The 17,663-nt window shown below is 73.0% G+C and carries 13 protein-coding genes; 11 read left to right on the forward strand and 2 right to left on the reverse strand.

Translation table 11 applies throughout. The features are described 5' to 3' along the window. The 3 genes from ACZ5DS_RS06765 to ACZ5DS_RS06775 all read left to right on the forward strand — a co-directional run bounded on the left by ACZ5DS_RS06765 (nt 1) and on the right by ACZ5DS_RS06775 (nt 5,249). Nucleotides 1-2,385, forward strand: a complete 2,385-nt coding sequence (locus ACZ5DS_RS06765) for a xanthine dehydrogenase family protein molybdopterin-binding subunit (RefSeq protein ID WP_468234754.1) — start codon at nt 1-3, stop codon at nt 2,383-2,385. A gap of 208 nt (nt 2,386-2,593) precedes the next feature. Next, complete coding sequence (locus ACZ5DS_RS06770) at nt 2,594-4,051, forward strand: NCS2 family permease (protein WP_468234756.1); 1,458 nt, start codon at nt 2,594-2,596, stop codon at nt 4,049-4,051. Between the two features lie 46 nt (nt 4,052-4,097). Further along, on the forward strand, nt 4,098-5,249 hold the full coding sequence (locus ACZ5DS_RS06775; protein WP_468234757.1) for an XdhC family protein: 1,152 nt from the start codon (nt 4,098-4,100) through the stop codon (nt 5,247-5,249). A 400-nt stretch (nt 5,250-5,649) separates the two neighbouring features. Here ACZ5DS_RS06775 and ACZ5DS_RS06780 read toward each other — a convergent pair whose 3' ends face one another. Next, the gene (locus ACZ5DS_RS06780; protein WP_468234759.1) at nt 5,650-6,090 is read right to left on the reverse strand and encodes an SRPBCC family protein; all 441 of its coding nucleotides are present in this window, start codon (nt 6,088-6,090) and stop codon (nt 5,650-5,652) included. 186 nt (nt 6,091-6,276) lie between these two features. On the opposite strand from ACZ5DS_RS06780, the gene ACZ5DS_RS06785 reads away from it, so the two are divergent. After that, nucleotides 6,277-7,293 carry a DUF2278 family protein gene (locus ACZ5DS_RS06785; protein WP_468234761.1) on the forward strand — a complete coding sequence of 339 codons (1,017 nt, stop codon included), beginning with the start codon at nt 6,277-6,279 and terminating at the stop codon, nt 7,291-7,293. 16 nt (nt 7,294-7,309) lie between these two features. Here the strand turns inward: ACZ5DS_RS06785 and ACZ5DS_RS06790 are convergent, their stop codons facing one another. Then, nucleotides 7,310-8,077 (reverse strand): polysaccharide deacetylase family protein, encoded by a 768-nt coding sequence (locus tag ACZ5DS_RS06790; protein WP_468235111.1) that lies wholly within the window; start codon nt 8,075-8,077, stop codon nt 7,310-7,312. Nucleotides 8,078-8,273: 196 nt separating this feature from the next. On the opposite strand from ACZ5DS_RS06790, the gene ACZ5DS_RS06795 reads away from it, so the two are divergent. From ACZ5DS_RS06795 to ACZ5DS_RS06825, 7 genes are all read left to right on the forward strand, one after another. After that, complete coding sequence (locus tag ACZ5DS_RS06795) at nt 8,274-8,924, forward strand: phosphoribosyltransferase (RefSeq protein ID WP_468234763.1); 651 nt, start codon at nt 8,274-8,276, stop codon at nt 8,922-8,924. A 16-nt stretch (nt 8,925-8,940) separates the two neighbouring features. Continuing rightward, complete coding sequence (locus ACZ5DS_RS06800) at nt 8,941-9,399, forward strand: TIGR03668 family PPOX class F420-dependent oxidoreductase (protein ID WP_468234764.1); 459 nt, start codon at nt 8,941-8,943, stop codon at nt 9,397-9,399. A 108-nt stretch (nt 9,400-9,507) separates the two neighbouring features. Then, a complete protein-coding gene (locus tag ACZ5DS_RS06805) occupies nt 9,508-11,298 on the forward strand; it encodes a trypsin-like serine peptidase (protein WP_468234766.1) in 1,791 nt (596 codons plus the stop codon). After that, nucleotides 11,295-13,544, forward strand: coding sequence for a serine/threonine-protein kinase (locus tag ACZ5DS_RS06810; RefSeq protein WP_468234768.1), 2,250 nt, complete (start codon nt 11,295-11,297; stop codon nt 13,542-13,544). The genes ACZ5DS_RS06805 and ACZ5DS_RS06810 overlap by 4 nt, the downstream gene beginning before the upstream one ends. Nucleotides 13,545-13,606: 62 nt before the next feature. Continuing rightward, the gene (locus ACZ5DS_RS06815) at nt 13,607-15,142 is read left to right on the forward strand and encodes a VWA domain-containing protein (RefSeq protein ID WP_468234770.1); all 1,536 of its coding nucleotides are present in this window, start codon (nt 13,607-13,609) and stop codon (nt 15,140-15,142) included. After that, entirely contained in the window at nt 15,139-16,158 is a 1,020-nt protein-coding gene (locus ACZ5DS_RS06820; RefSeq protein WP_468234772.1) for a hypothetical protein, read from the forward strand. Before ACZ5DS_RS06815 ends, ACZ5DS_RS06820 begins: the two co-directional genes overlap by 4 nt. Further along, nucleotides 16,155-17,456, forward strand: coding sequence for an ABC transporter substrate-binding protein (locus tag ACZ5DS_RS06825; RefSeq protein WP_468234773.1), 1,302 nt, complete (start codon nt 16,155-16,157; stop codon nt 17,454-17,456). The genes ACZ5DS_RS06820 and ACZ5DS_RS06825 overlap by 4 nt, the downstream gene beginning before the upstream one ends. Nucleotides 17,457-17,663 lie beyond the last annotated feature (207 nt).

Raw genomic sequence — 17,663 nt, forward strand, 5'->3', positions numbered from 1 at the left:
ATGCCGACCAACGGCGCCCCTACGAAGATCACGCAGGGTTCCCAGACCAAGGGCGGCATCGGCGAGTCCACGCTCCGCCCGGACGGCACCCTCAAGGTCACCGGCGAGTTCGCCTACTCGTCCGACATGTGGCACGAGGACATGCTGTGGGGCCAGATCCTGCGCTCCCCGGTCGCCCACGCCGAGATCGTCTCGATCGACACCGGCGAGGCCCTGGCCACGCCCGGCGTCTACGCGGTCCTGACCTACGACGACCTGCCCACCGAGGTGAAGAACTACGGCCTGGAGATCCAGGACACCCCGGTCCTCGCCCACGGCAAGGTACGCCACCACGGCGAGCCGGTCGCGCTCGTCGCCGCAGACCACCCGGAGACGGCCCGCCGCGCCGCCGCCAAGATCAAGGTCGAGTACAAGGAACTCCCGGTCATCACCGACGAGGCCTCCGCGACCGCGCCGGACGCGATCCTCATCCACGAGGGCCGCGACGACCACCACGCCGGGCACGTCCCGCACCCGAACATCGTCCACCGCCAGCCGATCATCCGCGGCGACGTCGCGGAGGCCCGCAAGCGGGCCGACGTGATCGTCGAGGGCGAGTACACCTTCGGCATGCAGGACCAGGCCTTCCTCGGCCCCGAGTCCGGCCTCGCCGTGCCGGAGGAGGACGGCGGCGTCCACCTCTACATCGCCACCCAGTGGCTCCACTCCGACCTGCGCCAGATCGCGCCCGTCCTCGGCCTGCCCGAGGAGAAGGTGCGGATGACGCTGTCCGGCGTGGGCGGCGCGTTCGGCGGCCGCGAGGACCTGTCGATGCAGATCCACGCCTGCCTGCTGGCGCTGCGCACCGGCAAGCCGGTGAAGATCGTCTACAACCGGTTCGAGTCCTTCTTCGGGCACGTCCACCGGCACCCGGCGAAGCTCTACTACGAGCACGGCGCCACCAAGGACGGCAAGCTCACGCACATGAAGTGCAAGATCGTCCTGGACGGCGGCGCCTACGCCTCCGCCTCCCCGGCGGTCGTCGGCAACGCCTCCTCGCTCTCCGTCGGCCCGTACGTCATCGACGACGTCGACATCGAGGCCATCGCCCTCTACACCAACAACCCGCCCTGCGGCGCCATGCGCGGCTTCGGCGCGGTCCAGGCGTGCTTCGCCTACGAGGCGCAGATGGACAAGCTGGCGAAGAAGCTCGGCATGGACCCGGTGGAGTTCCGGCAGCTGAACGCGATGGAGCAGGGCACGATCATGCCGACCGGGCAGCCGGTCGACTCCCCGGCCCCGGTCGCCGAACTGCTGCGCCGGGTCAAGGCGATGCCGCTCCCGCCGGAGCGCCAGTGGGAGTCCAGCGAGGGCGCGGACGTACGGCAGCTGCCCGGCGGTCTGTCCAACACCACGCACGGCGAGGGCGTCGTCCGCGGCATCGGCTACGCGGTCGGCATCAAGAACGTCGGCTTCTCCGAGGGCTTCGACGACTACTCCACCGCCAAGGTGCGCATGGAGGTCATCAACGGCGAGCCGGTCGCGACCGTGCACACCGCGATGGCGGAGGTCGGCCAGGGCGGTGTCACCGTCCACGCGCAGATCGCCCGCACCGAGCTCGGCGTCACCCAGGTGACGATCCACCCGGCCGACACCCAGGTCGGCTCGGCGGGTTCGACCTCGGCCTCCCGGCAGACGTACGTCACCGGCGGTGCCGTGAAGCACACCTGCGAACTCGTCCGCGAGAAGGTCCTGGAGATCGGGCGCCGCAAGTTCGGCACCTACCACCCGGCCTGGGCGACGGCCGAGCTGCTCCTGGAGGGCGGCAAGGTCGTCACCGACGGCGGCGAGGTCCTCGGCGACCTGGTCGACGTCCTGGAGGGCGAGAGCGTCGAGATCGAGGCGGAGTGGCGGCACCGGCCGACCGAGGCCTTCGACCTGCACACCGGCCAGGGCAACGGACACGTCCAGTACTCCTTCGCCGCCCACCGCGCGGTCGTCGAGGTCGACACCGAGCTCGGCCTGGTCAAGGTCATCGAGCTGGCCTGCGCCCAGGACGTCGGCAAGGCCCTCAACCCGCTCTCCGTCGTCGGCCAGATCCAGGGTGGCACCACCCAGGGCCTGGGCGTGGCGGTGATGGAGGAGATCATCGTCGACCCGAAGACGGCGAAGGTCAGGAACCCCTCCTTCACGGACTATCTGATCCCCACGATTCTCGACACGCCGACCATCCCGGTCGACGTGCTCGAACTCGCCGACGACCACGCCCCCTACGGGCTCCGTGGCATCGGTGAGGCCCCGACCCTGTCGTCCACCCCGGCCGTCCTCGCGGCGATCCGGAACGCGACCGGGCTGGAGCTCAACCGCACTCCGGTGCGGCCCGAGCACCTGACGGGAACCGCGTAACACCCAAGCTCTCCGGGCGGTGTGAGGGAACGTCACACACTCCGCCGCGCCGCCCGGAGGAACCCCTTTGAGTTCCGCACCGCTCGCGGTCCTTGAAGTACCAGGAAATTCGTTCGTCTCGGGCCGTCCCCCGGGTCGTCCATTCCCAAATCCCGTGACCGTCAGGGCGGTTGCACGGGTGCCCCTGTGAACCTTGGGAGATGGCACCATGACCCAGCAGTCAGTGGAGCCCAGGACCGCAGCCGACGACGCGGGCGAAGGCACGCGCATCGCGGCAGGTCGGTCCTGGCTCGATCGGTACTTCCACATATCCAAGAGAGGGTCCACGGTCTCGCGAGAGGTCCGCGGCGGCATCACCACCTTCATGGCGATGGCCTACATCCTCCTGCTCAACCCCCTCATCCTGTCCGGCAAGGACGCGGCGGGGGACACGCTCGGCCAGAAGGCCCTGATCACCGCGACCGCGTTCGCAGCGGCCTTCACCACGCTGCTGATGGGTTTCGTCGGCAAGGTGCCGCTCGCCCTCGCCGCCGGCCTCTCCGTCTCGGGCGTGCTGTCCTCGCAGGTGGCCCCGCAGATGACCTGGCCGCAGGCCATGGGCATGTGCGTGATGTACGGCGTCGTCATCATGCTGCTGGTCGTCACCGGCCTGCGCGAGATGATCATGAACGCGATTCCCCTCGCGCTCAAGCACGGCATCACGATGGGCATCGGCCTGTTCATCGCCCTCATCGGCTTCTACAAGGCCGGCTTCGTGCACCAGGGCGCGCACACCCCGGTCAGCCTCGGCCCCGCCGGTGAACTCGCCGGCTGGCCGGTCCTGCTCTTCGCCGGCACCCTGCTGCTGATCTTCATGCTGCAGGCCCGGAACGTCCCCGGCGCCATCCTCATCGGCATCATCTCCGGCACGATCGTCGCCGCCGTCCTCAACGGACTCGGCGTCATCGACCCTAAGGAGTGGGCGAACGGCGCCCCCGAGCTCAAGGGCAGCGCGGTCTCGATGCCCGACTTCTCGCTCTTCGGCAACGTCGAGTTCGGCGGCTGGGAGAAGGTCGGCGCGATGACGGTCGGCATGATCGTCTTCACGCTCGTGCTCGCCGGGTTCTTCGACGCGATGGCCACCATCATCGGCGTCGGCACCGAGGCCAACCTGGCCGACGACAAGGGCCGTATGCCGGGCCTGTCCAAGGCGCTGTTCATCGACGGCGCCGGCGGTGCGATCGGCGGTGTGGCGGGCGGCTCCGGCCAGACGGTCTTCATCGAGTCGGCGACGGGCGTCGGTGAGGGCGCCCGGACCGGTCTCGCGTCCGTCGTCACCGGCCTGTTCTTCGCGGCCTGTCTGTTCTTCACCCCGGTCACCGCGATCGTCCCGCAGGAGGTCGCCTCCGCCGCCCTGGTCGTCATCGGCGCGCTGATGCTGATGAACGCCCGGCACGTGGACTGGGCCGACCGTGCGACCGCCATCCCGGTCTTCCTGACCGTGGTGCTGATGCCGTTCACGTACACCATCACCACCGGTGTCGCCGCGGGCGTCATCTCCTACGTGGCCATCAAGACCGCCCAGGGCAAGGCCCGCGAGATCGGCGCCTTCATGTGGGGTCTGACGGTCATCTTCCTGGTCTACTTCGCACTCCATCCCATCGAGGGCTGGCTCGGCGTGAAGTAGCCGGCTCCCCGCCCCTTTCCCGCAACCCGCCTAAGGAGACCGAGAGATGCTGGACATCGCCGAGGAACTGAACCGGTGGGTCGAGCAGGGCCGTGACTTCGCCGTCGCCACCGTGGTGGCCGTCGGCGGCAGCGCCCCGCGCCAGCCGGGCGCCGCCCTCGCGGTGGACGCCGACGGCACGGCCATCGGCTCGGTCTCCGGCGGGTGCGTGGAAGGCGCGGTGTACGACCTGTGCCGGCAGGCGCTGGAGGACGGCGAGACCGTCCTGGAGCGCTTCGGGTACAGCGACGAGGATGCCTTCGCCGTCGGCCTGACCTGTGGCGGCATCATCGACATCCTCGTCACACCGGTCCGGGCGGACGGTCCCGCCCGGCCGGTGCTCGCGGCCGCGTTGGCCGCCGCCGCCCGTGGGGAGGCGGCGGCGGTCGCGCGGATCGCCACGGGACCGGCCGAACTGCTGGGCCGAGCCCTGCTGGTCCGCCCCGACGGCTCCTACGACGGCGGCTTCGGCGCCCACCCCGAACTGGACCGTACGGTCGCCGCCGAGGCAGGCGCCTTCCTGGACGCGGGCCGCACCGGCACCCTGAAGATCGGCGAGCAGGGCTCGCGCTGCGGCGCCCCGCTCACCCTCCTGGTCGAGTCGTCGGTCCCCGCCCCCCGGATGATCGTCTTCGGCGCCATCGACTTCGCCTCGGCCCTCGTCCGCGTCGGCAAGTTCCTGGGCTACCACGTCACGGTGTGCGACGCCCGCCCGGTGTTCGCCACCCGCACCCGCTTCCCGGAGGCCGACGAGATCGTCGTCGAGTGGCCCCACACGTACCTGGAGCGCACCGAGGTCGACGGCCGTACCGTCCTGTGCGTCCTCACCCACGACGCCAAGTTCGACGTACCGCTGCTCCAGCTGGCCCTGCGCCTGCCGGTCGCCTACGTCGGCGCGATGGGCTCCCGCCGCACCCACCTCGAGCGCAACGAGCGCCTGCGCGAGGTCGGCGTCACCGAACTCGAACTGGCCCGCTTGCGCTCCCCGATCGGCCTCGATCTCGGCGCCCGTACGCCCGAGGAGACGGCACTGTCCATCGCCGCGGAGATCGTCGCGAACCGGCGCGGCGGCAGCGGGGCGTCCCTGACCGGCGCCCACACCCCGATCCACCACGACACGGCGTCGCTGCCGGCGGGGCGGATCGGGTCGGTGGCCTGAGAGCCTGTGTGCGGCGAGCGTGCGTGCCGGGCGTCGCGCGCCCGGCCGGGGATATGACACAGGCCCTGAGCCCCCGCGAAGCGGTTCAGCCGCGCACTCCGTCGCGCAGGATCTGCCGGGCGACCGCCCGCCGTGCCCCGGCGGGTTCGGTTGCGACGCCGCGCGCCCGCTCGTCGTCGGAGGTGACGGCCGCGGGCCCGGGCTCGCCGATGAGCAGGCACCCGGCGCAGGCGCTCGCCCTCGTGTTCGGGGATCGACTCCATGTGGGCGGTGAGGCGTTCCCACAGCCCGCTTGCCCGGCCGTCGGCTCTGCTGCCGGTGCATGCCCCGCTCCGGGCGGCGGTGCGGTCGGCGAGGTACTCGGCGCGCCGGCTCGCCCGGGAGAACGGGACCCCCACGTTCACGCCCGCCTGAGCAGCCGGTTCGCCGCCCGCCCGAACACCGAGCGTGCCGTCCGTTCCACCACGCCGTCGAAGAGGCGGGGGAGGAAGCGGAGCCGCAGCTCCTCGCGCCACACCACCCGGGTACGGCCCCCGGGCCCCGGCCGGACCTCGATCTCGGCCCAGCCCAGGACGACCCGGCCACGCTTCTCCAGGCGGCACAGCCCGGGCTCGTCGTCCCCCGGCGGGCACCAGACCGTGACCTCCATGGGGTCGTCGAAGGCGAGCGGGCCGAGGCCCGAACGGGCCACCAGGCGGGTGCCCTCCCGGGTCGGCGCGGGCGTGACCACGGTGATCCGGGTCAGGGGGACCACGTCACCGTGACGGGGCCACTCGGTGAGCCGGTGCCACGCCTCGTCGAGGGGGAGAGGCACGGTGCGTTCGAGAGAGAAGAAGGGCACGCCCCGATCGTAGGGAATGCGCGCCGGTCACCCGCACCTCCGCGCCCGCCCCGGGCACAGCCGGATGTCCGCGAGGAGTCGTGTCCGGGAACAGTCGGTGGCGGGGGCCGAGCCGGGCCGGCCGCCCGCTTACCCTTCCTGCCGAGGGCTGGGCAACCTGCCCGATCGCAGGGGGAGTTGATCCACATGCCGCTGAAGACGTACGGCGTTCTGATCGCCCGGGCCGTAGACACCCGACGCGAGGGCGCGCGGGACACACCGCACTACCAGATCCATCTCACCGACGACCAGGGCACCCACTATCGCGCCGCGGTCAACGTCCTCTCCCAGCAGCAGCCCGCCGAGCTGCTCTACCTGGTCGCCGACGACTTCCGGCACCCGGTGACGGCCCGTCTGGAGGGCCTGGCCGACGGCTGGAACCCGCTGCCGCCCGGCCCCGGCGGCCCGAACCTCGACTTCGTGCGCGGCAACCTCTTCGACCCGGCCGGCCTGCGCACCCTGCCGGCGGACGCCGCGGGCCCCGACAACGACCTCGCGGACCTCCTCGACCACTATGTGCAGCGCGCGATCGACGACCCGGACGCGCGCCTGTACGTCTTCGGCGCCCGCTTCGGACCCGAACCGACGGTCAAGGACAAGGTGTTCGGGTTCCTGCCCGGCAACGGCGTCCACGACATCCACATGAACCAGGGCAACAGCGGCCGCTTCAGCGGCGACGACGGGGTCTGGCAGGACGGCGGACTGCTGCTGCACTTCCCCGGCCAGTCCCGCTGGGCCGGGGTCTTCCTCGCCTTCCAGAGCCAGTCCTGGCACACGGACGACACCACCGGCCACGCCCTCGACGACGTCGACGGCAGCCGGCCCGAGCCCGGCACGCAGTCCGTGCGGATCGTGGCGGCGCTCGTCAACCCGAAGGGCCCGGCCCCCGAGGCGGAGACGGTCACCCTCCTCAACGCCTCGCCCGACCCGGTCGACCTGACCGGCTGGCGCCTCGTCGCCCGGCTGGGCGGCCAGGGCACGCCGGTACCCGCCGCGGCCCCCCTCGCGCCGGGCGCCTGCCTCGCCGTCCCGCTGACCGACGCCACCCAACTCGGCAACCACGGCGGCGAGATCACCCTCCTCGACGCGGCGGGCCTCAAGGTCCACGGCGTCTCGTACACCGCCGACCAGGCGGCGCGCGAGGGCTGGTCCGTGGTGTTCTGACCGGCCGAGGGGACTGTCAGGGCCGGTACACCTTCCCCGGCTCGGCCTTGCCGGGTGCCAGGAGCTGAGGGACCGTCACGAAGACGTAGCCGCGCTCCTTCAGGGCGTCGATGATGCCGGGGACGGCGGGCACGGTGCCCTTGTAGATGTCGTGCAGCAGGATGATCCCGTCCCGGGAGGCCTGCTCGAGGACCCGCTTCTTGATCAGCGCGGAGTCGTTGGTCGTGTAGTCCTTCGCGGTGACGCTCCACAGCACCTCGGCGAGGCCCAGTTCCTTGGCGATCTCGTGCACGTTGGCGTCCGTGCGGCCCTGCGGCGGGCGCATCAGCGTGGGCTTGCGCCCGGTGAGCCGCTCGATCGCGTCGTTCGGCCGCTTCAGCTCCTCGCGTATCTGCGCGTCCGAGATCCGGGTGAGGATCTTGTGGTCCCAGGTGTGGCTCGCGACCTCGTGCCCCTCGGCCGCCATCCGCTTGACCAGCTCCGGGTACGTGTCGATGTGCCGCTTGCCGAGCAGGAAGAAGGTGGCGGGGACCTTCTTCTCCTTGAGGATGTCCAGCAGCCGCGCCGAGTTCTCGCTGGGCCCGGCGTCGAAGGTGAGCGCGATGCACTTGGCCTCGCGGCAGTCGACGCTCCCGAACCGGGCCGGTGCCCCGTGCGCCGCCTCGGCCCGCGCGCTGCTCGGCGAGGTCGTGTCGACCTCCGCACAGCCCGACAGCGTCAGCGCCAGGCAGGCGGCGGCCGCGGCGAGCGCGGACAGACGCAACCTTCGGCGCCCTCCGTGCATCTTCCTGGGTGCGGGCTGCGGGGCCGGCTTCATCTCGGTCATCTCGGTCGAAGGCGAAAGAGGCATGCCGGGACTATACACTCTGTGTATAGATCATCTGTTCGAATCCTCCTGGGGTGGTCCCGACGGCTGGTCCCGTCGCCGTAGCACCATGGAGGTACGGGGGAGGAGAGGACCCCGGCGAGAGGACGGGCCCATGCGCTACCGGAACCGCGCCGAGGCCGGACGCACACTCGCCGGCCTGCTCAGCGACCTGCGCGACCAGGGCGAACTGCCCGACCCCGTCGTGCTTGCCCTCCCACGCGGCGGGATCACCGTCGCCGCACCCGTCGCCCGGGCTCTCGACGCCCCGCTCGACGTGCTCGTCGTCCGCAAGATCGGCGCCCCGCACCACGAGGAGTTCGCCGTCGGCGCCCTCGCCGCGGGCGACCCGCCCCTCTTCGACGCCGACACCCTCGACCATCTGGGCCTGACCGAGGAGCGGCTCGCCCCCGTCGTGGAGCGGGAGCGGCAGGAGCTGGCCCGGCGCGAGCGCAGCTACCGCGGCGACCGCCCGCCCCCGGAGCTGAAGGGCCGTACGGTGATCGTCGTCGACGACGGCCTGGCCACCGGCGCCACCGCCCGCGCCGCCCTGCGCCACGTACGGCGCCGGCAGCCCGCCCGGCTCGTCCTGGCCGTCCCGGTCGGCGCCCCGGACTCCCTCGACCTGCTCACCGCCGAGGCCGACATCATCGTGTGCCCGCACCGGCCGGCCGCCTTCAGCGCCGTCGGCCAGTGGTACGACGACTTCGGGCAGCTGACCGACGCCGACGTGCTCGACGTACTCGACGCACTGCACGTGCGCTGACGGCCGGGGAGCGGGAATGCCCGAACTGGACGAGGCCGAGGCGCGACGCCGGTTCACCGCCGCCCGGGTGGCCCGGCTGGCCACGGTCGACCCGGCCGGGCGTCCGCACCAGGTGCCGGTGGTCTTCGCCCGGCACACCCTCGACGACACCGACCACCTCGTGACCGCCGTCGACCACAAGCCCAAGACAACCGCACGCCTCAAGCGGCTCCGCAACATCGCCGCGCACCCGTCCGTGTGCCTGCTCGCGGATGCCTACGACGAGAACTGGGACCACCTGTGGTGGGTCCGCGCCGACGGTGAGGCCCGTGTCCTGCCTCCCGACGCGGCCGACCCGGCCGTACGCCACGCCCACGAGACCGCCGTCGGGCTGCTGTGCGCGAAGTACCCGCAGTACCGTGACCGCCCGCCGGACGGGCCGGTGATCGCCGTCACCGTGCTGCGGTGGACCGGGTGGGAGGCCTGCGCACCGTGAGACCGGACCCGGCGAAGCTGCGGCACGGGCGCCCGCATCCCGTCCGTCCGCGACAACCCCGTGCACACCAGTGGTAGCGCAACGGCACGCGGAGTAACCTCGGGTGCCATGACGCGCACGGGGGAGCGAGCCGTCAAGTCGCGGTTACGGACGCCACCTTGGGTGGCTCGCATCGAGGAGCAGGACGGGCGGGTGATCGGTGCGGGGGTGCTGCTCGCCCCCGACCGGGTGCTCACCGCGGCCCATGTCGTCCGGCCCGGGCGGCCCTACGTCGTCCACTTCGTCGGCGTACCCGGCGTACCGGGCGTGGCCGCCACGGTCCGGGCGGACGAACACGTGCCGCAGCGGGAGGACACCTTCGGCGACCGCAGCGGCGACCTGGCCCTGCTGCGGCTCGCGCAGCCGCTGCCCGCCGAGCACACCACCCGGCTCTACCGGCTCGCCGCGCCGCACGGACCGGTGAGCATGTACGGCTTCCCGGCCGGCGACGACGGCGGCCGCTGGCACGGCGCCGTCCTCGTCGCCGCCCGTGGCCGGGACAGCCAGGTGCAGCTGCGCCCGCAGACCCCGGGCGAACTGGCCGCCCCGGGCTTCAGCGGCGGGGGAGTGGTCGACCACGAGACCGACGAGGTCATCGGGATCGTCCTCAGCGTCGACGAGGGACCGGGCTCCGCCTTCAGCTACATGAGCCCCACCGAGACCATCCTCAGCCATCTGCCGCAGGCCGCCGCCTGGACCGACGGCGCCGAAGCCGTCGACCCGGCGCTGCGCACCGGCGCCGCCGGCCGGCTCGACGTGCCGTTCGCCACCGAACTCGCCTCCTGGTTCCGCGGCGAGGGCTGGCCGGTGCTCGTCACCGTCGTCCCCGCCCGCAGCAGCCGCGCCTTCACCCTCACCCGCGCCGTCACCCTGGCCGACCGGGAGCTGCGCACCCAGCAGAACACCAGCGCCTTCGGCCACGACCCGCCCGAGACCGTGCCCCCGCCCGGCGGCCACGATCTCGCCCTGGACGTCAAGGGCATGACGGTCACTCAGGTCATGGACCGGATCGCCTGGCGGCTCGGCATCCGCGGCGAACCCCGGCCCGAACGGCTCGGCGGCCTGCGCGTCCCGCTCGCCGCCGTCCTGGTCGGCGTCGACCAGGCCGCCGACCCCGACGCCCTGCTCGGCCTGCTGGACCGGCTCGCCCGGCAGGGCGCCCGGCTGCTCCTGGTCTTCCGCCGCCGCGGCGGCCACGCGGCCCAGGCCGCCGAATCCTTCGTCCGGCGCCCGCTGCGCGAGCGCTGGACCCGGCTGCACCACGAACTCGACGACATCGTCGACAGGTTGGGACCCGCGCTCGACGAGCGCCGCGACCGGGTGACGGCGGACCCCGCCACCCGGCAGCTGCTGGACGAGGCCGAGGCCGGCGTGCGGCGCACCCGGATGCTGCGTGCCTGGGTCGCCCACACCCCCGAGCGGGAGCGGGAACCCCGGCGCGCCGACCTGCTGTTCACCTTCGAGGACGCCGCCGAACGCCGCCGCCTGCGCCTGGAACAGGCACTCTCGCTCCTCGACGCCCGGCTGCACCGCCGCGAGGAACTCCTCGGCCGCGTCACCGCCGCCTGGCCGCTGTGCCGGGAACGGGCCGCCACCCAGGGCGGCGACCGGGTCATGGAGGCCTACCGGCTCTACGAGAGCGCCCTGTCGCTGCTCCGCCGCACCCCCTGCGACGTGGACGAGGCGGAGACCGCCGCCCGGCGGTTCATCGCCTTCTGCTCCGGCACGGAACCCGGAATCCCCGGCACGGAACCCGGAATCCCCGGCACGGAACCCGGAATCCCCGGCACGGAACCCGGAATCCCCGGCACGGAACCCGGAATCCCCGGCACGGATCCCGGAAGGGAGGGCACCCCATGACCTCGTGCATCCGGCCCGGCTGCGCGGGCCACATCATGGGCACCGGCTACTGCGACACCTGCGGACACCGCCACCTGGAGCCGCAGACCGAGCCGCCGCCCCCGCCGCCCGACCCCGGCAGCGAGGAACCACCGGGCCCGGGAGCCAGTCATGCCGTCGCCGGAGTCGGCGAACTCGACCAGCACGGACTGGTCCTGCTGCCCGACGTGCCCGACCCCGAGGGCGCACTCGTCGCGGACCCCCGGCCGCCCACCGGCGGCCGCCGCTGCGGCGCGGACGGCTGCAGCATGATCGTCGGCATCGGCTACGGCGGCCAGCCCGCCCGCGCCACCGGCCGCTGCCCCCGCTGCGGCAGCCCCTACTCCTTCCTCCCCCAGCTGGACAAGGGCGACATGGTGGCCGGCCACTACCGGGTCCTCGGCTGCCTGGCCCGTGGCGGTCTCGGCTGGATCCACCTCGCCGAGGACACCAGCGCCGACGGCTACCGCGTCGTCCTCAAGGGGCTGATCAACGTCCACGACGCGCTCGCCCGCCGCAACGCCGTCGAGGAGCGCCGCTCGCTCACCGACCTGCACCACCCGGACATCGTCCGCATCATCACCCACGTCGAACACCGGCTTCCCGGCGGCTCACCCACCGGCTACCTGGTCATGGACTACATCGGCGGCCGCTCCCTGCAGCAGCTCTTCGACGCCGAGGACGCCGAGCGGATCTTCCAGGGCCGCCCCCGCCTCGACCACGTCCTCACCTACGGTTGCAAGATCCTCGGCGCCCTGCAGTACATGCACGAACGCGGGCTGCTCTACTGCGACATGAAGCCCGCCAACGTCATCCACTTCGGGCGGGCGATCAAGGTCATCGACCTCGGCGCGGTCCGCGCGATCGGTGACCGCGGCTCCGCCTACGTCTACACCGCGACCTACGCCCCGCCCAAAGAGGAGATCGACAGCCGCGGCTGGCACGTCGACAGCGACCTCTACACCGTCGGCCTGACCCTGCAGGCCCTGGCCCGCGGCACCGAACCGGCCCGCGGCCTCGCCCCCGACTCCTTCCGCCGCCTCATCGACCGCGCCACCCACGCCGAACCCCGCGCCCGGTTCCGCTCGGCCGCCGAGATGTCCCGCCAACTGTGGGAAGTGCTGCGCGAGTTCCGCTCGCTGCAGTTCGGCGAGCAGCTGCCCGAGAGCTCCACCCGGTTCCGCGCCACCGAAGCCAGCCTCGACGCCGGGCTCGGCTCGATCCCCTCCCTCGACCACTGGACCGGTCGGCCCGGTGAACACCCCGCCGGTCTCGACGTCTCCCCGCCCGCCGCCGCCGAGGTCGCCGGCGCCCTCCCGGAGCCGGTCCCCGACCCCGACGACGGCGCCGCCCTGCTGCTCGACACCTTTCCGCCCGACGCCCCCGACCGGGTCGCCCGGCAGTGGCCCCGCGAATCCCGCCTCGGCACCCCCGAGACCGCGCTGTGGCTGTGCCGCGCCTACCTCAGACGGGGCGAGCAGGGCGAGGCGGAGAGCTGGCTGGCCGAGGCCGAGACCCAGCTCGGCGAACGCGCCGCCGCCCACGACTGGCGCATCGCCTGGCATCGCGGCGTGCTCCACCTGAGCAGGGCCCAGGTACGGCAGGCCGGCAGCTGCTTCGAGGCCGTCTACCGGGCCCTGCCCGGCGAGTACGTGCCGAAGCTCGCCCTCGGCTACTGCGCCGAACACGGCGGCGAGGGGCGCACGGCCCGCGCGATGCGGTTCTACGAGGCCGTGTGGGCCCGGGACTTCGCCCACACCGCCGCCGCGTTCGGCCTGGCCCGCGGCCACCTGGCCACGGGTGACCGGGACGCGGCCGTACACGTCCTCGACGACGTCCCCGCCACCTCCCGCCACTACGACGCCGCCCGCATCGCCGCCGTCCGGATCCGCGCCGGCATCCTGCACGGCGACGCCCCGTCGGCGGCCGACCTGCGGGACGCGGAGCGCCGGCTGCCCGAACTGCACCTGGACGGCGGCGCCGCCGACGGCGAGACCCGGGCCCGGCTGGTCGCCGAGGTCCGCGAGAACGTCCTGCACCGCCGCCCGGACCAGGGCCACGGGTCCGGGTTCCCCACCGGCGACCTACTCGGATCCGGCACCGAGGACGCCCTGCGCACGCTGCTGGAGCAGTCCTTCAGGCAACTGGCCGCCCAGGCGCGCACCGCCGGGGAACACGGCCGGCTGCTCGATCTGGCCCACGCCGTACGGCCGATGACCACGTTCTGAGCCGTACGGAGAACGCACCAGCCGACAGGGAAGCCCGACAGGGAAGCGAGGGGGACGCAGCCATGAGCGTGGCCGGGAGCGCCGCGGAGGTCGAGGTGACCCTCGCGGTCGGCCAGAAGAAGGAACTGCCCGCCGTGTCCACGGCGGGCGGGCAGCCCCGCGACCGGGAGATGCACGCCATCCTGGAGATCGGGGTCAGGAGCAACGGCGCCCCGGGCCTCGCCGCCGGCGCCGCCCGCGGGTCCGGGCCCGCCCTCGCCGAGGTGCTGATCGTCGACACCTCCCGATCCATGCTCCACCCGGACACCAAACTGCACGCCGCCAAGGACGCCACGGTCGCCGCCCTCCGGCTGCTGCCGGAAGGGACGGCGTTCGCGGTGCTCTCCGGCCGGTTCGACGCCACGGTGGTCCACCCCGGCCCCGGACGGGAGGTGATGGCCGTCGCCGGGCCCGCCGAGCGCCAGGCCGCCGAACGCGCCGTACGGCTCCTGGACGCGGACGGCGGCACCGCCATCGGCCACTGGCTCGACCTGGCCCGGCGGCTGCTGAGCAAACAGTCCGCGCCCGTCAAACACGTGCTGCTGCTCACCGACGGACGCAACGAGCACGACCACCGCGCCGCCATGCGCCTGGACACCGCCCTGGAGGCCTGCGACGGCCGGTTCGTCTGCGACGCGTGGGGGATCGGCGACGACTGGGACGCCGAACTGCTCCTGAAGATCACCCGGCGGCTGCACGGACGGGCCGGCGCCGTCCGCCGGGAGAGCGAACTGCCCGCCGCCTACGAGGAGTTGGTGAGCGGACTGCTCGGCACGGCCGTCCCCGAGCTGCGCATCAAGCTCACCCCGACCCCCGGCACGGTGATTCGCCAGGTCAAGCAGGTCGTCCCCAGCGAGCAGGAACTCCTCGCCACCGGCGCCGAGTTCGGCGACCGCGGGGCCGAGTACGTCACCCGCGCCTGGGGCGAGGAGATCCGGCACTTCCAGGTCGTGCTCACCGCCGACCCGACCGGCCGCGAGATCGACGAGGACCTCCAGCTCGCCGCCGTGGACGTGGTCGTACCCGACTTCGGGCGCACCGTACGGCTGCCCGCACCGCAGCCGGTTCTGGTGCGCTGGACCGACAACCCGCTGGACGCGTCCCGGCAGCATCCCGGGGTCCGCCGGCACGAGCTGTACCAGCAGGCGAGCGCCGCAGTGGCCCGGGCGTACCGGGCCTGGCTGCGCCGTGCGGAGGGCAGGGCGGAGGCGGACCGCGAGCTGGCCCGGGCGCTGGCGCTGGCCGGGGAACTGGGCGATGCCCACCTGCTCGGCTCGCTGCGCCGGATCGAGGCCGAGCCGGGCACGGGCCGGGTCCGCGACGGCCTGAAGGACGTCGACTGGCAGCACCTGATCCTCTCCAGCGCCATGACCACACCGCCCCAGCAGCCGGCCGGCGGTCCGCCGGCCCAGGGCCCGCCGGCCCCGCCCGGCAGCGTCGACCCCGCTCCGTCCGGTGCGGACGAGCTGATCACGTGCCCGGACTGCGGGTGGATCGGCCCGGCGGACTCCGTGTACTGCGGGGGCGACTGCGGGCGGTTGCTGAGGGGGGCCCGGTGAACCTTGTGAAGGCCGACACGGGGGCGGGTACACGGCTGCGGGACGCCGCCCCCCTGCCCCGCTTCCTCGGCCGTCTCCTGGGCGCCGGGCGGCGGCCGCCGGACGAGGACAGTACGACCGCCCACGACCTGTCCGTGCGCCGCCGGCTGCTGCTGGCCCTGTCGGCCCTGCTCACCCTCTCCCTGTTCCTGTCCTACGAGGGTGTGCACGGCGACGCCAACCCGCTGCGCACCTCCAGCGCCCCCGCCGTCCTGGCCATCGACACCGCGCTGTACGCACTCGACGCGGCGCACGCGGACGCGACCGGGGCGCCCCAGTCCTTCAGCGAGTTCCAGAAGCAGATCTCGGTGGCCGCGCAGAGCGTCAACCTCGCCGCCGCCGACGACGTGGGCGGCCCGGCCGGCCGGCAGGCCGTGCAGACGGTCTCCGGACTGATCACCGGGTACACCGCCATGGTCCTGAAGGCCCAGGTGGAACCCGAGGGCAGCGTGCTGCGGGAGGCCTACCTCAGCTATGCGACCAGCATCCTGAGGGCCGAGGACTCCGGTATCGAGGCCCGGCTGAAGGAGCTGCAGCGCGAACAGCTGGCCGCGGTCGCGCGGCAGACCTCCTTCGGGCCGCTGCTGTGGCTCGGCTGGAGCGTGGCCGCGCTGCTCGTCCTCGCCCTCGGGGCGGCCCTGGTGGAGACCCAGCTCTTCCTGCGCCACCGGTTCCGGCGCAGGTACAACCGCCAACTCATCGCCACCGGAGCCCTGTTGGCCGCAGGCTTCGGGGCCCTGGTGGCGTTCACGGTGTGGACCCACCTGGGCATGGCCGACACCCGTGACCTGCTCGTCCGTACCCAGCCCAGCCCGGCCATTCCCGACGCGGGGCAGCAGACCGCCGCGTACCTGGCGCACACCGGCTTCCGCGCCGCGGCCTCGGTGTGGATCGTGATAGGAGGCGTCCTGCTCATGGCACTGGCCGAGACGGGACTGCGGCAGCACATCAACGACTACCGGTTCAGGCCCCGGTGAGCGCCCCCGGCAACGGCTCGGCGACGGCCGCCCCCGGCCCGCGGCGCCGCCCCTCCCGCCGCCTCGTGCGGGTGGTCACCGTGGTGGCCGGCTGCCTCGCCGTACTGGCCGCCGTGGTGGTCGTACGGGTGCTCGGGCAGGAACCGACCGTCACCCTGCTGGCCAACTGGACCGGCGACGACGAACGGCACTTTCAGGACGCGGTGATCGAGCCCTTCGAGCGGAAGTACCACATCCGCGTCGACTACCAGGGCAGCTCCGCCGAGAGCCAGGTGCTCAGCGCCGACACGGAGGCGGGCACGCCCCCCGACGTCGTGGTGCTCACCGGCCCGGGCGAACTCGCCGACTACGCGGAGCGGACACAGCTCCTCCCCGTCGAAGACCTCCTCCCCAAGGGCGCGTTCGGCACGTCCTGGGCCACGCGGCTGAAGGGGCACGTGTACTGGTTCCCGCTCAAGGCCGACGTCAAGAGCATCGTCTGGTACCCGGAGCGCACCACCGACCAGGAGCTGAAGGAGGCCAGGGACCGGCCCGGGCAGTGGTGCCTGGGCATGGGCTCCGGCGCCACCAGCGGCTGGCCCGGCACGGACTGGATCGAGGACATCCTGCTCCAGCAGTCCGGCTGGCAGACCTACCAGCGGTGGGCGCGCGGCCTGCTGCCCTGGCAGTCCAAGGAGGTGGTACGGGCCTGGCGGACCTGGCAGAAGCTGGTCGGCGCGGGAGCGGACCCCGACCTCGTGGCACGGGCGCTGAAGACCGACTACCAGGACGCCTCGAAGCTGGTCGCGCAGCGGCAGTGCAGCCTGGAGCACCAGGCGTCGTTCGTCCGCAGCTCCCAGCCCTGGAAGGACGCGCGCGGCCGCTACCGGCACTCCTCCGAGCTGGTCCCCGGCGCCGCCGCCAAGGACACCTGGGAGGTCTCCGGCGACCTGGTGGCCCTGCTGCACAGCACCCCGGAGACGCAGCAGCTGATCCGCTACCTGGCCTCCACCGAGGCCCAGCAGGCCTGGACCGCGAAGGAGGCAGGCTTCACCGTGGACACCAGGGCCCGGCAGGGCGCCGACGCGGGCGGCTCCTGGCACGGCACCCTGGCCCGCACCCTGCTGGACCGCACAGCGGTCCACTGCTTCGACGCCTCCGACGCCATGCCGCCCTCGGTCCGCGACGCCTTCGCCCAGGCGACCATCGACTTCCTCGCCGACCCGCGCCAGCTGGACGACCTGCTGGCGCATCTGGACAGCGTCAGCAGCGACGAGGAACTGAACTGGCTGCCGTCGGTCTGCGACCGCAGCCCCTGAGAGCCTGTGTCATATCCCCGGTCGGATCAGCGCGCGGCGTCTGGTGCGTGCGATCGCAAGGCGCCGGAGCGCCCTCGATGGGGGTGCCCCCGCGCGAGCGAAGCCGAGCGTGGGCGAGGAGCCACGTGGGTGGTTCGGCAACGCGGCTGGGGGTCCCCCCACGCCCTTAAGGCAGTGGGGGAGTGCGTGCCAGACGTCGCGCGCCCG

Source organism: Streptomyces sp. NPDC031100 (assembly GCF_055570785.1).

What these genes read in the sequence shown, in the direction of transcription:
- ACZ5DS_RS06765 (WP_468234754.1), top strand. Translation starts at nt 1, where the DNA reads ATGCCGACCAACGGCGCCCCTACGAAGATCACGCAGGGTTCCCAGACC.
- ACZ5DS_RS06770 (WP_468234756.1), top strand. Translation starts at nt 2,594, where the DNA reads ATGACCCAGCAGTCAGTGGAGCCCAGGACCGCAGCCGACGACGCGGGC.
- ACZ5DS_RS06775 (WP_468234757.1), top strand. Translation starts at nt 4,098, where the DNA reads ATGCTGGACATCGCCGAGGAACTGAACCGGTGGGTCGAGCAGGGCCGT.
- ACZ5DS_RS06785 (WP_468234761.1), top strand. Translation starts at nt 6,277, where the DNA reads ATGCCGCTGAAGACGTACGGCGTTCTGATCGCCCGGGCCGTAGACACC.
- ACZ5DS_RS06790 (WP_468235111.1), bottom strand. Translation starts at nt 8,077, where the DNA reads ATGCACGGAGGGCGCCGAAGGTTGCGTCTGTCCGCGCTCGCCGCGGCC.
- ACZ5DS_RS06795 (WP_468234763.1), top strand. Translation starts at nt 8,274, where the DNA reads ATGCGCTACCGGAACCGCGCCGAGGCCGGACGCACACTCGCCGGCCTG.
- ACZ5DS_RS06800 (WP_468234764.1), top strand. Translation starts at nt 8,941, where the DNA reads ATGCCCGAACTGGACGAGGCCGAGGCGCGACGCCGGTTCACCGCCGCC.
- ACZ5DS_RS06805 (WP_468234766.1), top strand. Translation starts at nt 9,508, where the DNA reads ATGACGCGCACGGGGGAGCGAGCCGTCAAGTCGCGGTTACGGACGCCA.
- ACZ5DS_RS06810 (WP_468234768.1), top strand. Translation starts at nt 11,295, where the DNA reads ATGACCTCGTGCATCCGGCCCGGCTGCGCGGGCCACATCATGGGCACC.
- ACZ5DS_RS06815 (WP_468234770.1), top strand. Translation starts at nt 13,607, where the DNA reads ATGAGCGTGGCCGGGAGCGCCGCGGAGGTCGAGGTGACCCTCGCGGTC.